11 protein-coding genes and 3 pseudogenes are annotated in these 13,037 nt (G+C 69.8%); 4 read left to right on the top strand and 10 right to left on the bottom strand.

Annotated elements, in window-relative coordinates:
- Positions 1 to 7: 7 nt before the first annotated feature.
- Together ACIBB8_RS04455 and ACIBB8_RS04460 are read left to right on the top strand one after the other, a co-directional pair.
- Positions 8 to 1,033, top strand: coding sequence for an ABC transporter ATP-binding protein (locus ACIBB8_RS04455; RefSeq protein WP_398948923.1), 1,026 nt, complete (start codon positions 8 to 10; stop codon positions 1,031 to 1,033).
- A gap of 31 nt (positions 1,034 to 1,064) precedes the next feature.
- Positions 1,065 to 1,292 (top strand): annotated as a pseudogene (locus ACIBB8_RS04460) (ArsR/SmtB family transcription factor); the annotation flags it as partial.
- 93 nt (positions 1,293 to 1,385) lie between these two features.
- Here ACIBB8_RS04460 and ACIBB8_RS04465 read toward each other — a convergent pair.
- The 5 genes and pseudogenes from ACIBB8_RS04465 to ACIBB8_RS04485 form a co-directional block, all read right to left on the bottom strand.
- A pseudogene (locus ACIBB8_RS04465) lies at positions 1,386 to 1,728 on the bottom strand (Rossmann fold nucleotide-binding protein); the annotation flags it as partial.
- Between the two features lie 85 nt (positions 1,729 to 1,813).
- Positions 1,814 to 2,998: a hypothetical protein gene (locus ACIBB8_RS04470; RefSeq protein ID WP_398948924.1), complete on the bottom strand. Its 1,185-nt coding sequence runs from the start codon at positions 2,996 to 2,998 to the stop codon at positions 1,814 to 1,816.
- Positions 2,980 to 3,717 carry an ABC transporter ATP-binding protein gene (locus ACIBB8_RS04475; protein ID WP_398948925.1) on the bottom strand — a complete coding sequence of 246 codons (738 nt, stop codon included), beginning with the start codon at positions 3,715 to 3,717 and terminating at the stop codon, positions 2,980 to 2,982. The genes ACIBB8_RS04470 and ACIBB8_RS04475 overlap by 19 nt, the downstream gene beginning before the upstream one ends.
- 279 nt (positions 3,718 to 3,996) lie before the next feature.
- The gene (locus tag ACIBB8_RS04480) at positions 3,997 to 5,376 is read right to left on the bottom strand and encodes an aspartate aminotransferase family protein (protein WP_393302900.1); all 1,380 of its coding nucleotides are present in this window, start codon (positions 5,374 to 5,376) and stop codon (positions 3,997 to 3,999) included.
- Positions 5,361 to 5,852, bottom strand: coding sequence for an Lrp/AsnC family transcriptional regulator (locus tag ACIBB8_RS04485; RefSeq protein ID WP_030928325.1), 492 nt, complete (start codon positions 5,850 to 5,852; stop codon positions 5,361 to 5,363). The genes ACIBB8_RS04480 and ACIBB8_RS04485 overlap by 16 nt, the downstream gene beginning before the upstream one ends.
- A 178-nt stretch (positions 5,853 to 6,030) precedes the next feature.
- Between ACIBB8_RS04485 and ACIBB8_RS04490 the strand changes: the two genes are divergently transcribed.
- Complete coding sequence (locus ACIBB8_RS04490) at positions 6,031 to 7,470, top strand: gamma-aminobutyraldehyde dehydrogenase (RefSeq protein WP_398948927.1); 1,440 nt, start codon at positions 6,031 to 6,033, stop codon at positions 7,468 to 7,470.
- Between the two features lie 182 nt (positions 7,471 to 7,652).
- Positions 7,653 to 8,816, top strand: a complete 1,164-nt coding sequence (locus ACIBB8_RS04495) for a PotD/PotF family extracellular solute-binding protein (RefSeq protein WP_398948961.1) — start codon at positions 7,653 to 7,655, stop codon at positions 8,814 to 8,816.
- Positions 8,817 to 8,919: 103 nt separating this feature from the next.
- Here ACIBB8_RS04495 and ACIBB8_RS04500 read toward each other — a convergent pair whose 3' ends face one another.
- The 5 genes and pseudogenes from ACIBB8_RS04500 to ACIBB8_RS04520 form a co-directional block, all read right to left on the bottom strand.
- Positions 8,920 to 10,116: a serine hydrolase domain-containing protein gene (locus ACIBB8_RS04500; protein WP_398948962.1), complete on the bottom strand. Its 1,197-nt coding sequence runs from the start codon at positions 10,114 to 10,116 to the stop codon at positions 8,920 to 8,922.
- Positions 10,117 to 10,190: 74 nt separating this feature from the next.
- Complete coding sequence (locus ACIBB8_RS04505; protein WP_398948928.1) at positions 10,191 to 10,919, bottom strand: response regulator; 729 nt, start codon at positions 10,917 to 10,919, stop codon at positions 10,191 to 10,193.
- Positions 10,916 to 12,103 carry a sensor histidine kinase gene (locus tag ACIBB8_RS04510; RefSeq protein ID WP_398948929.1) on the bottom strand — a complete coding sequence of 396 codons (1,188 nt, stop codon included), beginning with the start codon at positions 12,101 to 12,103 and terminating at the stop codon, positions 10,916 to 10,918. Before ACIBB8_RS04510 ends, ACIBB8_RS04505 begins: the two co-directional genes overlap by 4 nt.
- A gap of 19 nt (positions 12,104 to 12,122) precedes the next feature.
- A pseudogene (locus tag ACIBB8_RS04515) lies at positions 12,123 to 12,218 on the bottom strand (SAM-dependent methyltransferase); the annotation flags it as partial.
- A 98-nt stretch (positions 12,219 to 12,316) separates the two neighbouring features.
- Positions 12,317 to 13,021, bottom strand: a complete 705-nt coding sequence (locus ACIBB8_RS04520) for a glycerophosphodiester phosphodiesterase (protein WP_398948930.1) — start codon at positions 13,019 to 13,021, stop codon at positions 12,317 to 12,319.
- Positions 13,022 to 13,037: the final 16 nt, after the last annotated feature.

Consider the following 13,037-nt stretch of genomic DNA (forward strand, 5'->3'; position numbering starts at 1 on the left):
TCTGGACGTGCTGACACTGGAATCCGCCACAGTCCTCTTCGGGAAGCGGGCGGCGCTCGACGCGGTGGATCTGAAGGTCGGGGATCACGAGATCGTCTGCGTCCTGGGGCCCAGCGGCAGTGGCAAGTCGACCCTGCTGCGCGTGGTTGCCGGACTGCACCCGCCGGACGGCGGCCGGGTGCTCCTCGACGGCGTCGACCAGGTCGGCGTGCCGGTCCACCGGCGCGGTCTCGGCCTGATGTTCCAGGATCATCAGCTCTTTCCGCACCGGGACGTCGGTGCCAACGTCGCCTTCGGGCTGCGCATGCACGGCGTCACACGCGGCGACCAGGACCGCAGGGTCGCCGAACTTCTCGAACTGGTGGGCCTGCCCGGCGCCGAACGGCGGGCCGTTGCCGCACTGTCCGGCGGAGAACAGCAGCGCGTCGCCCTCGCGCGGGCGCTCGCCCCGCGGCCGAAGCTGCTGATGCTGGACGAGCCGCTCGGCCAGCTGGACCGCAGTCTGCGCGAACGCCTCGTCGTCGAACTACGCACCCTCTTCGCCCGGTTGGGGACGACGGTGCTCGCCGTCACCCACGACCAGGGCGAAGCCTTCGCCCTCGCCGACCGGGTCATCGTGATGCGCGACGGGCGGATCGCCCAGGCGGGCACCCCGTTGGAGGTCTGGCAGCGCCCCGCCTCCGCGTTCGTCGCCCGGTTCCTCGGCTTCGACAACGTGGTGGACGCGACGGTGACCGGCGCCGCGGCCGGTACGGCGTGGGGGAAGGTGCCGGTGCCGGACGGCTCGCCGCAGGGCCCGTGCGCTCTGCTGGTGCGCCCGGCGGGCGTACGGCTCGGATCCCCGGAGTCGGGGCTGCGCTGCACGGTCGGCGCGCGCACCTTCCGGGGCAACCATGTCGCCGTGACCCTTCATCCCGAGAGCGGACCGCTCCTGGAGGCGGAGTGCCCGCTGCGGGACACCCCTCAGGAGGGCGCGTCGGTGGGCGTGACCTTCGACGCGTCGGAGACAGTGGTACTGCCCGCGGCGTTCTGAGGGCTGTCCCGCGGGCACAGCGCGCCCCGGCATGGCTGAAGCGGACCGGCTCGGCGCCGTCTCGGCAGCTCTGGCCGACCCGACGCGCCGCGCGATCCTCGCGCGGCTCACCGCGGGCGATGCCACGGTCGCCGAACGTGCCGACCCGTCCGGCATGAGCCTGCCCGCGGTTTCCCGGCATCCGAAGGTGCTGGAGCGCGCCGGGCTGATCACGCGCGGCCGGTCGGCGCAGTGGCGGCCGTGCAGGCTGGAGGCGGTGCCGCTGGCGGACGCCACGCAGTGGCTGGACCATTGCAGGGCGTTCCGGGAGAGCGGTTTCGACCGCCTCGGGCAACACCTCAAGCAGCTTCAGAAGATCCGGAACGACTCCGGCGGCGCCGGGCAGGAAGACGACGCCGCCGTGGAGCGGGCGAGCAGCCCGTCCTCGCGCAGCGCGTTGGTGAAGTACGTGGCGATGTGGTCCGCGAACGGGTTCGACGGCTCATGACCGTAGAACCAGGTGGGGATCGAGACCGAGCCGCCGCCGTCCGGCCAGCGTTCCCGCACGGCGAAGGCGGCCAGTGTCCAGTCGGCGATCGACGGGGTGAACGACGGGGCGACGGCAAGGAGTTCGCATGCCTTGTCCGGTATCGGATCGGGATGCGGCGCCGCGTACACGCCGAGGTTGCCGCCTCCATCGCGCCCGGACCGCCGCCGTACCGGCATCGTGGCAGTCAGCGGTGCCGTCACCGTGCTCATCGCACTGCCCGTCGTGCCGGTCGCCGCGTCTGCCGGCAGCCCTCAGGCGGTCAGCGGCAGCGCGGCCAATTCGGCGATCGCCCAGGTGACCGGGGTGAATACGACCAGCAGAATGCCGACCCGCAGGGCCGTCGCTGCCCGCAGCGCCGAGGCCGGCGCACCGAGCCGCAGCAGCGTCTGAGCCAGGTGAGCGCGGGCCTGCTTCGCCTCCAGGGCGGAGGTCAGCAGCGTCGCCGTCGTGCAGCCCAGGACCAGTACGGCGCCGAGCGCGGCGAGCGGGCCGAAGGGAAGCGGACCCGTCCCGTACAGCGCGGACGCCGCGATCACAGCGGAGAGCACCGCGCAGACCACACCCAGCGGCCGGCCGATCCGGCGCGCCTCGTCCATCAGCACCCTTCCGGCCAGCAGGCGTACGGCTCCGGGACGCACCGTTTGCAGCAGCTGTCCGCAGAGGTATGTCAGTCCGGGACCTGCCATGGCCAGACCGATTGCCGTCAGCGACCACCCCGCCAGCACCCACACCGAGGTGCCGTCGGGAATTCCCGGCAGGGGGAACGGGCTGCCCGCGCCATCACGGCTCGCGTACGCCTCGACCGCGAAACCGGCCGCCGCCAGCGCCACGCCCCATGGCAGTCCGGTCGGCGGAGCCGCCGGAGCCGGGATCTGCTCGTCCGGCACGATGTCCTGCGTGCCGTCCTCCGGCACCGCCGCCTGTAGCGGCCGGGTGCGCAGCGCCAACGCGCTCGCCGCTGCCGCGGCCACCGGCACCAGCGTCAGCAGAACAAGGGCCGCGGCCACCGGCAACGGGGCTCCTGCGCCCAGCAGTTCGGCCGCCGCGCCGTCGAACGGCAGCCCGGTCCGATCGCCGCGCAGATGCATGAAGAGGAGCAGCGCCATCATCGACCCGAGGGTGCAGGACATGGCGGTGGAGACCGCGGCCAGCACACCGAGCCGGACCGGCCCCAGACCGACGGCGGACAGCCCCGGACGCGGGCGGGTGCTCGGGTCCGTACGGGCCACCGCGACCGCGAACTGCACGGTGGCGGCCAGCGGTACGAAGCACCACAGCAGCCGCAGCACCGAGGCGGTCGAGTAGGCCGGATGCGTCGACGCGTAGACCAGGGTGTAGAGCAGCAGGAAGCCGACCCCGGCTGAGGCGGCCGCGACCAGCAGTCGCCGCACCAGGACCAGCGGATGGGTACCGCGGGCTAGACGGAGAGCGAGCACGCCGCGTGGCCTTCCGTATCGGACACCGCGGGCAGGGCGACGGTGGCGACGCGGCGGCCGTCCAGCAGCGGGACGGTGCGGTCTGCCAGCGAGGCGACCTCCACGTCATGGGTGGCGAGCACGACCGTGATGCCGTGCGAGCGGGCCGCGCTCGTCAGTGTCCGCAGCACGTGGGTGCGGTCCGTGCGGTGCAGCGTCGCGGTCGGCTCGTCGGCGAAGATCACCGTGGGTGAGCCGGCCAGCGCGCGGGCGACGGCGATCCGCTGGCGCTGCCCCTGGAGCAGCATGTGGGGCCGCTGCTTGGCGCACATGCCGATGTCGAGCCGCTCCAGCCACTCCATGGCGGTCTTCTTCGCGGCCCGGTGCGAGGTGCCGCGCAGCAGCAGGGGAAGCGCTGCGTTCTCCCAGGTGCTCAGCTCCGGTACGAGCTGGGGATCGGGTGCGATCCAGCCGAACCGGTCACGGCGCAGCCGCTCGCGCAGCCGCGGACCCATGGTGTGGACCGGGACGCTGTTGAACCACACCTCGCCCTGCTGAGGCACCAGTTGGCCGGAGAGGCAGTGCAGCAGAGTCGTCTTGCCGCTGCCTCGTGGGCCGGTCACGGCGAGGATCTCGCCGTCGTGGACCTCCAGGGAGATTCCGCCGAGCGCGGGTGAGCCGTTGTGGGAGTGGTGCAGGGAACGCGCCCAGATCACGTCGTTGTCCGGCGGGGCCACCATGGCGTACACCTCGGTTCAGATCAGATTTCCCGTCCCCCGTACGGGGGAACGAAGAGGAGGCCGATCGGTCACTCGGCACCGTAAGGATTCGGACCGCGGTGTGTGCACAGCACGCGGCCCGGGTGCGCTTCTTCCCACTCGAATGGGCGCATCCGGGCCGCGTGGACCGTATGAAATGACCGCTGGAATGCAGTCGGCTGGTGATCGGGCCGGGGTCAATCGGTCAATCGATCCGTGGTCGATCAGCCGATCGACCCGCGGCCCGGGTCACCGTCCCTCTCAGAGCTTCGTCCAGGCCTCCGTCAGGACGCTCCGGAGGATGCCCTCGATCTCGTCGAACGTCGACTGGTCGGAGATCAGCGGCGGCGCGAGCTGCACGACCGGGTCGCCGCGGTCGTCGGCCCGGCAGTACAGACCGTTGTCGTACAGCGCCTTGGAGAGGAAGCCGTAGAGAACGCGCTCGGTCTCCTCGTCGGTGAACGTCTCCTTGGTGACCTTGTCCTTCACCAGCTCGATGCCGTAGAAGAAGCCGTTGCCGCGGACGTCGCCGACGATCGGCAGGTCGTGCAGCTTCTGCAGCGTCGTGAGGAACGCGTTCTCGTTGTCCAGGACGTGCTGGTTGAGACCCTCGCGCTCGAAGATGTCGAGGTTGGCGAGGCCGACCGCCGCGGAGACCGGGTGGCCGCCGAAGGTGTAGCCGTGCAGGAAGGTGTTGCCGCCCTCGTAGAACGGCTCGGCGATGCGGTCCGAGACGATGCAGGCGCCGATCGGGGAGTAGCCCGACGTCATGCCCTTGGCGCAGGTGATCATGTCCGGCACGTAGCCGAACTTGTCGCAGGCGAACATCGTGCCGAGGCGGCCGAAGGCGCAGATGACCTCGTCGGAGACGAGCAGCACGTCGTACTTGTCACAGATCTCGCGGACCCGCTGGAAGTACCCGGGCGGCGGCGGGAAGCAGCCACCGGCGTTCTGCACCGGCTCCAGGAAGACCGCGGCGACCGTCTCCGGTCCCTCGAAGAGGATCTCCTGTTCGATCTGGTCGGCGGCCCAGCGGCCGAAGGCCTCCGGGTCGTCGCCGTGGATCGGGGCGCGGTAGATGTTGGTGTTCGGCACCTTGTGCGCGCCGGGGACCAGCGGCTCGAAGGGGGCCTTCAGGGCCGGCAGGCCGGTGATGGACAGGGCACCCTGCGGGGTGCCGTGGTAGGCGACCGCACGCGAGATGACCTTGTACTTGGTCGGCTTGCCCTTGAGCTTGAAGTACTGCTTGGCAAGCTTCCAGGCGGTCTCGACGGCCTCGCCGCCGCCGGTGGTGAAGAAGACCTTGTTGAGGTCGCCCGGCGCGTAGTCGGCGAGCCGCTCGGCCAGTTCGACGGCCTTCGGGTGGGCGTAGGACCACACCGGGAAGAAGGCCAGCTCCTGGCCCTGCTTGTAGGCAGCTTCGGCGAGCTCGTGACGGCCGTGACCGGCGTTGACCACGAACAGGCCGGACAGGCCGTCGAGGTAGCGCTTGCCCTGGTCGTCATAGATGTAGGTGCCCTCGCCACGCACGATGGTGGGAACGGGCGCGTTCTCGTAGTCCGACATGCGGGTGAAGTGCATCCACAGGTGGTCGTACGCGGTTCGGCTGAGGTCCTTGCTCACGGCTATCGGGTTCCCCACATATAGGTCTGCTTCTTGAGCTTCAGGTAGACGAAACTCTCGGTGGAGCGCACGCCGGGGATGGCCCGGATGCGTTTGTTGATCGTTTCCAGCAGGTGGTCGTCGTCCTCGCAGACGATCTCCACCATCAGGTCGAAGGAGCCCGCGGTCATCACCACGTACTCGCACTCGGCCATGGCCGACAGCGCTTCCGCGACGGGATCGAGGTCGCCTTCGACATTGATGCCGACCATCGCCTGCCGCCGGAACCCCACGGTGAGCGGGTCCGTGACGGCGACGATCTGCATCACGCCCTGATCGAGCAACTTCTGGACGCGCTGCCGCACGGCCGCCTCGGAGAGGCCGACGGCCTTGCCGATCGCGGCGTACGGACGACGCCCGTCCTCCTGGAGCTGCTCGATGATTGCGAGAGAGACGGCATCGACCGCTGGTGACGATCCGTTCCCGGTCCTGGAGTCTGCGCTGCGACTGGCCACGCATCCACTGTGCACCGAGACTCGTCTGTCTTGCAACCCTCAATCGATGAAATTCGTTGTCTGAGGGTCCAGATCTCACTGAATCCGAAGTTCTCGGCGGGTGGGTATGTCGAAAGCGTTACCTCTGCGACTAGGCTGGACGTCTCACTCATTGGACGTGTCGACAGGAGGGGTGGTTGTGACCACCGAGGTGCGCCGTCTGCGCAACTACATCAACGGGGAGTTCCGGGACGCCGCGGACGGGCGGACCATCGACGTGGTCAACCCGGCGACGGAAGAGGTTTACGCGACCTCTCCGCTCTCCGGCCAGGCCGATGTCGATGCCGCCATGGATGCAGCCGCGGCGGCCTTCCCCGCCTGGCGCGACACCACGCCCGCCGGGCGCCAGAAGGCCCTGCTGAAGATCGCGGACGCGTTCGAGGCGCGGGCGGAGGAGCTGATCGCCGCCGAGTCCGAGAACACCGGCAAGCCGATCGAGCTCACCCGCACCGAAGAGATCCCGCCGATGGTGGACCAGATCCGCTTCTTCGCGGGCGCGGCGCGGATGCTCGAAGGCCGCTCGGCCGGCGAGTACATGGAGGGGATGACCTCCATCATCCGCCGCGAGCCGGTCGGCGTCTGCGCCCAGGTCGCGCCGTGGAACTACCCGATGATGATGGCCGTATGGAAGTTCGCCCCGGCGCTCGCCGCGGGCAACACCGTCGTCATCAAGCCGTCCGACACCACCCCGGCGTCGACCGTGCTGATCGCCGAGATCATCGGCGACATCCTGCCCAAGGGCGTCTTCAACGTCATCTGCGGCGACCGCGAGACCGGCCGCGCGATGGTTGAGCACCGGACCCCGGCGATGGCCTCCATCACCGGTTCGGTACGGGCCGGCATGCAGGTCGCCGAGTCCGCCGCCAAGGACGTCAAGCGCGTTCACCTGGAGCTCGGCGGCAAGGCGCCCGTCGTCGTCTTCGAGGACTCCGACATCGCCAAGGCCGTCGAGGGCATCTCCGTCGCGGGCTTCTTCAACGCGGGTCAGGACTGTACGGCCGCGACCCGCGTCCTCGTCCACGAGTCGATCCACGACGAGTTCGTCACCGCGCTCGCCAAGGCCGCCGCCGACACGAAGACCGGGCAGCCGGACGACGAGGACGTGCTCTACGGCCCGCTCAACAACGCCAACCAGCTGAAGCAGGTCAGCGGGTTCATCGACCGGCTGCCCGCGCATGCCAAGGTCGAGGCGGGCGGCCACCGGGTCGGCGAGAAGGGCTACTTCTACGCCCCGACCGTCGTCTCCGGTCTGCGGCAGGACGACGAGATCGTCCAGAACGAGGTCTTCGGACCCGTGATCACGGTCCAGTCGTTCACCGACGAGGACCAGGCCGTGGAGTACGCGAACGGCGTGGAGTACGCCCTCGCCTCCTCGGTGTGGACCAAGGACCACGCCCGCGCGATGCGCATGTCCAAGAACCTCGACTTCGGCTGTGTGTGGATCAACACCCACATCCCGCTCGTCGCCGAGATGCCGCACGGCGGATTCAAGAAGTCCGGCTACGGCAAGGACCTCTCCGCGTACGGCTTCGAGGACTACACGCGCATCAAGCACGTCATGACCTCGCTCGACGACTGACACCCCGCGGTGGTGACGGCCCCTCGAATGTGCTAATTCGAGGGGCCGTTCCCGTGTCCTCCGCCTGATGGCGCATCGACAGGGTGTGCGAGAGAGGCCAGCTCTGCTGGACGGTTGGTCCATTGTCCGCCGCGTTCTGGACCGGGCATCCTGCGCAGGTGCGAGCGATCCCGAACAACCCCATGTCCCGCCGGTCCCTGCTGCGCGCCTTCGGGGCGGGAGCGGCCGGTGTCACGCTGGCCGGCTGCGGAGTGCCCGCTGCCTACGTGCAGCCGGGCGACCGCGCCGGACACGACTACTCCGGCGGCGACCACACGCTGCATTTCGCCAACTGGCCGCTGTATATCGACACCGATGACAAGGACCAGTCGAAGCGGCCCACCCTCGACGCCTTCGCCGAGCGCACCGGGATCTCCGTCACGTACACCGAGGAGATCAACGACAACGACGAGTTCTTCGGGAAGATCAGCCCGGCGCTGATGAACCATCAGCAGACCGGCCGGGACGTGTTCGTCATCAGTGACTGGCTGGTCGCCCGGTTCGTGCGGCTCGGATGGGTGCAGGAGATGAACCGGGCCAAGCAGCCCAATGTCGCCAGATACCTGGACCCGCAGCTGCGTTCCCCCGCCTTCGACCAGGGGCGGACGCGCAGCGTTCCCTGGCAGTCCGGGATCACCGGCATCGCGTACAACCGCAAGAAGCTCGGCCGCGAGGTCCGGCACATGAGTGATCTGTGGGCGGACGACCTGCGAGGCAAGGTGACGCTGCTGTCCGGGCTCGACGAGTCCATCGCCTTGCTGATGCAGGGCAACGGCGTCGACATCGCCCGGTGGACGCTGGACGACTTCTACACGATGTGCGACCAGGTGGAGAAGCTGGTGAAGAAGAAGCACATCCGCCGTTTCACCGGGAACGACTACATCAAGGACCTCTCGACCGGTGATGTGCTCGCCTGCCAGGCGTATTCGGGAGATGTCATCCAGCTGCAGGCGGACAACCCGGAGATCGAGTTCATGGTGCCGGAGGAAGGAGCCGAGCTCTGGGCGGAGTCGCTTGTGATCCCCAACCTCGCCCGGCACAAGCGCAATGCGGAGAAGCTGATCGACTACTACTACGAGCCGGAGGTCGCCGCGGAGCTCGCGACCTGGGTCAACTACGTCTGCCCCGTCCCGGCCGCCCGCGAGGTGCTGGCCTCCTCGAAGGACGAAGAGACCGCGGCGCTCGCCGAGAATCCGCTGATCTTCCCCGACGACGCGATGCGCAGACGGCTGGCGATCGCCCGCGACATCACGTCCGAGGAGCGCACCGAGATGGCGAAGAAGTGGAACTCCATCGTCGGGTTGTGAAACCGGTCCAGGGGTGAGGTAAAAGGCACGCAAACACGGTCGTACGCTGCGGACATGACGCCGGACCCGGTGGCCGGGCCGACGTCCGCGGCAACGGTCTGAGTCACCGGGCCGACGGGGCACCGAAGGCGGCCACCACGATGTTCATCGCCGTGGCATTCATGCCTTCCCCCTTCGCGTCCGTCGCATTGACGCTGTAGACGAGGGTCCGCGAGAGATCGCGGGTGGCCGCGACGGCTGTGTTGTAACCCCAGCGGCCACCCGTCTTGCCCCACACCTCACGCCCGCCCAGCCTCATCACCGACAGACCCGCGCTGTAGGCGGCCCGGGCGCCCGTGCCGTAGTCGCGTACCGAGGCCCCGGGCAGGGTGAACATCTCCTCCAGCAGCGGCCCGCGCACCACCCGCCCGCGGAACAGGGCCCGGATGAAGTGCTCCAGATCGGCGGTGGTGGAGATCAGATCGCCCGCCGCCCAGGCGTCCGTCGCCCCCCACACCGTCACATCGCGAAGTTCGCTGGTTCCGTCGGCCCCGGCGAAGACCTGGTAGCCGTGGTTGTGCGGGCCGCGGATCGTCGGGTCGGTGCCGGGGAAGCCGGTGTCCTTCAGTCCCAGGGGACCCAGGATGCGACGGGACACCTCCGACTCGTACGTGCGGCCCGTGACCTTCTCGATCAGCAGGCCCGCCACGGTGTAGCCGATGTTGTCGTAGTGCTGCTGCGTACCGGGCGCGAAGTCCGGCCGCTGGGAGGTGGCTTCGCGCACCATGTCCGCCGCGTCGTGCAGATCGAAGCGGTGCGCGTACCACTCGTCGAGCGTGTCGCCGCCGGAGCCGACGGACGGGATGCCGCTGGTGTGGTTCAGCAGTTGGCGCACGGTGACCTTCTTGTACGCCGCCGGGATCAGCTCCGGCAGATAGTGCCGGACCGGCAGGTTCAGGTCGAGCTTCCCCTCCCCGGCCAGCTGCAGCACGACGGCCGCCGTGAAGACCTTGGTGACCGAACCGGCCCGGAAGCGGCCCCCCGGATCCGCCGGGAGCCCCGACTCCAGGTCGTGCACACCGGAGCTGCCTCGCCAGGTTCCCGCGGTGCCTGCGACCCGGACGAGTGCGGCCGTGGCGTCGGTTCTCGGGAGCCCGGCGATCGCGGCCCGCAGGGCCTCGGCGTCCGGGGCGGCCTGCCCGGTGGTCGCGGCGGCGGTCGTCGGCGTGCGGTCTGCCGCGAGCGCCGGTCCGGCCGGGCCGGCGGCGATGCTGAGGAGCAGGGCGGCTGCGACGGCGGTACGGGAAGTGCGGGCGTTCATGTCCGGTGCCTCCTGGGCGGGGAATCCGTAACTGCTGGTGGATTCCATCCTGTTGATCCGCAGACCCCGGCGGATCACCCGGCCGAGCGGTCCTCGCCGGGCGCTTTTCTCGCCTGTGCGGGGGAGGCGGGTGACGGCTGTCCCTCCGGCGAGGGAGTGACGACGCCGCACTCGTACGCGCAGATGACCGCCTGGATCCGATCGCGCAGTCCAAGCTTGGACAGCACATTGCCGACATGGGTTTTCACCGTGTGTTCGCTGACGACCAGCGCGGCCGCTATCTCCGCGTTCGACAGGCCGCGGGCCAGGTGCAGCAGCGTCTCGCGCTCGCGGGCGGTCAGCACGTCGAGGCGCGCCGCCGACGACACGGCTGTGGCCGCCGGCCGCGAGGTGTAGTCGGCGATCAGCCGGCGGGCCACCGAGGGCGCCAGCAGCGAGTCCCCGGCCGCCACCACCCGTACCGCGTGCACCAGATCGTCGCGGCGCACGTCCTTGAGCAGAAACCCGCTGGCCCCCGCGTGCAACGCCTCATAGACGTAATCGTCCGAGTCGAAGGTGGTGAGCATGACCGTCCGGCAGCCGGTCTCCGTGCTGATGGCGCGGCACGCCTCGATGCCGTCCGTGCCGGGCATCCGAATGTCGAGCAGCGCCACGTCGGGCGCCAGCCGGCGCACCGCGTCGACTGCCGCGGCGCCGTCGCCCGCCTCGGCCACCACCTCGATGTCCGGCTGTGCGGCAAGGATCATCGCGAAGCCGCTGCGCACGAGCTCCTGGTCGTCGGCCACCACCACACGAATCGTCAACTTCCCACTCCTGTACGTGTATCTCCCTGTGGAAGCGTCACCCGGACCCGGAACCCCCGGCCATTCGGACCCGGGCCGGTGACGGCGGTGCCGCCGTGTGCCGCCGCGCGCTCCCGGATACCGATCAGGCCCATGCCGGTGCCGGTGCCGGTGCCGGTCCCGGAACCGCGGCCGTCATCGGTAATGGTGAGGGTCAACGCTTCCGTTCCGTATGCCAGGTGTACGGACACCGTGTCGGCGGCTGCGTGTTTGACGGCGTTCGTCAGGGCCTCCTGCACGATCCGGTGCACCGTGGCCTCGACGGCCAGGCCGAGCGGCCGGGCCGGGCCCGTGACCTCGTACGGGATGTCCAGGCCGCTGCCGCGTACTCGCGCGATCAGTGCCGGCAGTTCCGCCAGTGAGGGCTGGGGTTCCCGGGGTGCGTCCGGTGCGCTCTCGTTCTCGCGCAGCACGCCGAGCATCCGGCGCAGCTGCACCATGGCGTCCCGGCCCGTCTCCGAGATCGCGTCGAACGCCGCCTCGGCACGTTCCGGCGCTGTCCGGACCGCGACCGGTCCGGCTTCCGCCTGCACGATCATCAGGCTCACCGCGTGCGACAGGATGTCGTGCATCTCCCGTGCGATCCGGGCCCGTTCGCGCGCCGCCGCCTGCTCGGCCTCGATCCGGTGCGTCAGCTCCAGCTGCCGGGCCCGGTCCTCCACCGCATTCAGATAGGCCTTGCGTGTCACGGTGAACCGGCCGAACGCGTAGGCCGCGGCGAACACGAAGAGGGAGAAGAGCTGCTCCCTGATCTCGCTGCTGTCGAGGCCGACCGAGAACACCACCGCCACAGCCGTGAGCACCGTGATGCCGAGCCGTTTCAGCGGCGAGGAGAGTTCGGCCACCGTGTAGAACGCCACGAGGCCGGTGTACGGGAGCGGCTGGCCCGGACCGTCGACGGCGAACTTGTACAGACCACCGGCCAGGAGCACGCCGATCAGGGCCGCGACCGGTGCCCGCCGACGGGCGAGCAGCGGCAGCACGGTCAAGGTGGTCAGCCCGTACGCCGTCCATGTCGCCTCCGGCAGCTCAGGGGCACGCGGGACGACGAACGGCATGGTCACCGCGGCCTGCACCAGCAGTGCGACGGTGAGGTCCACGGTCCGGGGGCCGGCCCCGAGCACCCTCGGGGCCAGGTCTCTCATGTGCATGCTGTCGGTGCTGTCAGGGCTTCCGGGCGACGGTGCCGAACTGGGCGACCACCGGCGCCGTGGTTCCCGGGTCGGTCCGCCACCGCGCACACGAGACGATGCCCGGCTCGGGCAGGACGGGGGCTGCTGTGCGGTTCGGTCACATCTGCTCCTCGGGCACCGGTTTCCGCGACCAGCGGTGGGGCACCACCCATGATGCCGGATCGATCAAGAAAGCTCAGCGGACCGGAAGTTGGCGAGCAGACCGTGCAGGGCGTCGACCCGGTTGGTGGTGATCGAGTCGACGCCGTGTCCGATCAGACGGCGCATCGTGCGCCTGGTGTCGGCCGTCCAGGCGGAGACCAGCAGCCCGTCCCCGTGGATACGGTCCGTCAGTTCCCGGCTCACCAGCCCGAACCGGTAGTTCAGCCAGCGCGGCCTCACCACGTCCAGCAGGGCGGGGCGGGGTGGGGCGAGGGTCGTCCAGGTGAGGGCGATCTCGGCGGACGGATCCGCGGCGCGTACCCGCAGCATGGCCTCGGGGCCCGCGCAGTAGTACGTACGCTCCCCGGCCCCGCACTCGCGGACCAGGCCGATGGTCTTTCGTACCGACTCGTCGGTGGAGCCGGGCAGATCGAGCATGAGGCGGTGCGTCCCGGCGGCGAGCAGCGCCTCGCGCAGGGTGGGCACACCGCCCGCCGTCAGCTCGGTGAGCTCCTGGTGGGTGAGCCGGTCCAGTCTGCGCTCGTGCCCCCACAGCCGCTCCAGCGTGGCGTCGTGCAGCAGGACCGGTACCCCGTCGCGGGTGACCCGGACATCGATCTCGACCGCGTCCGCCCCCCGTTCGATGGCGGAGCGGATCGAAGGGAGGGTGTTCTCGCGGACACGGTACGGATCGCCGCGGTGGGCTACGGCGGTGACAGAGGCGGCCATGGGGCCATTGTCACCA

This window comes from Streptomyces sp. NPDC051286 (assembly GCF_044455345.1).
Classification (GTDB): Bacteria; Actinomycetota; Actinomycetes; order Streptomycetales; family Streptomycetaceae; genus Streptomyces.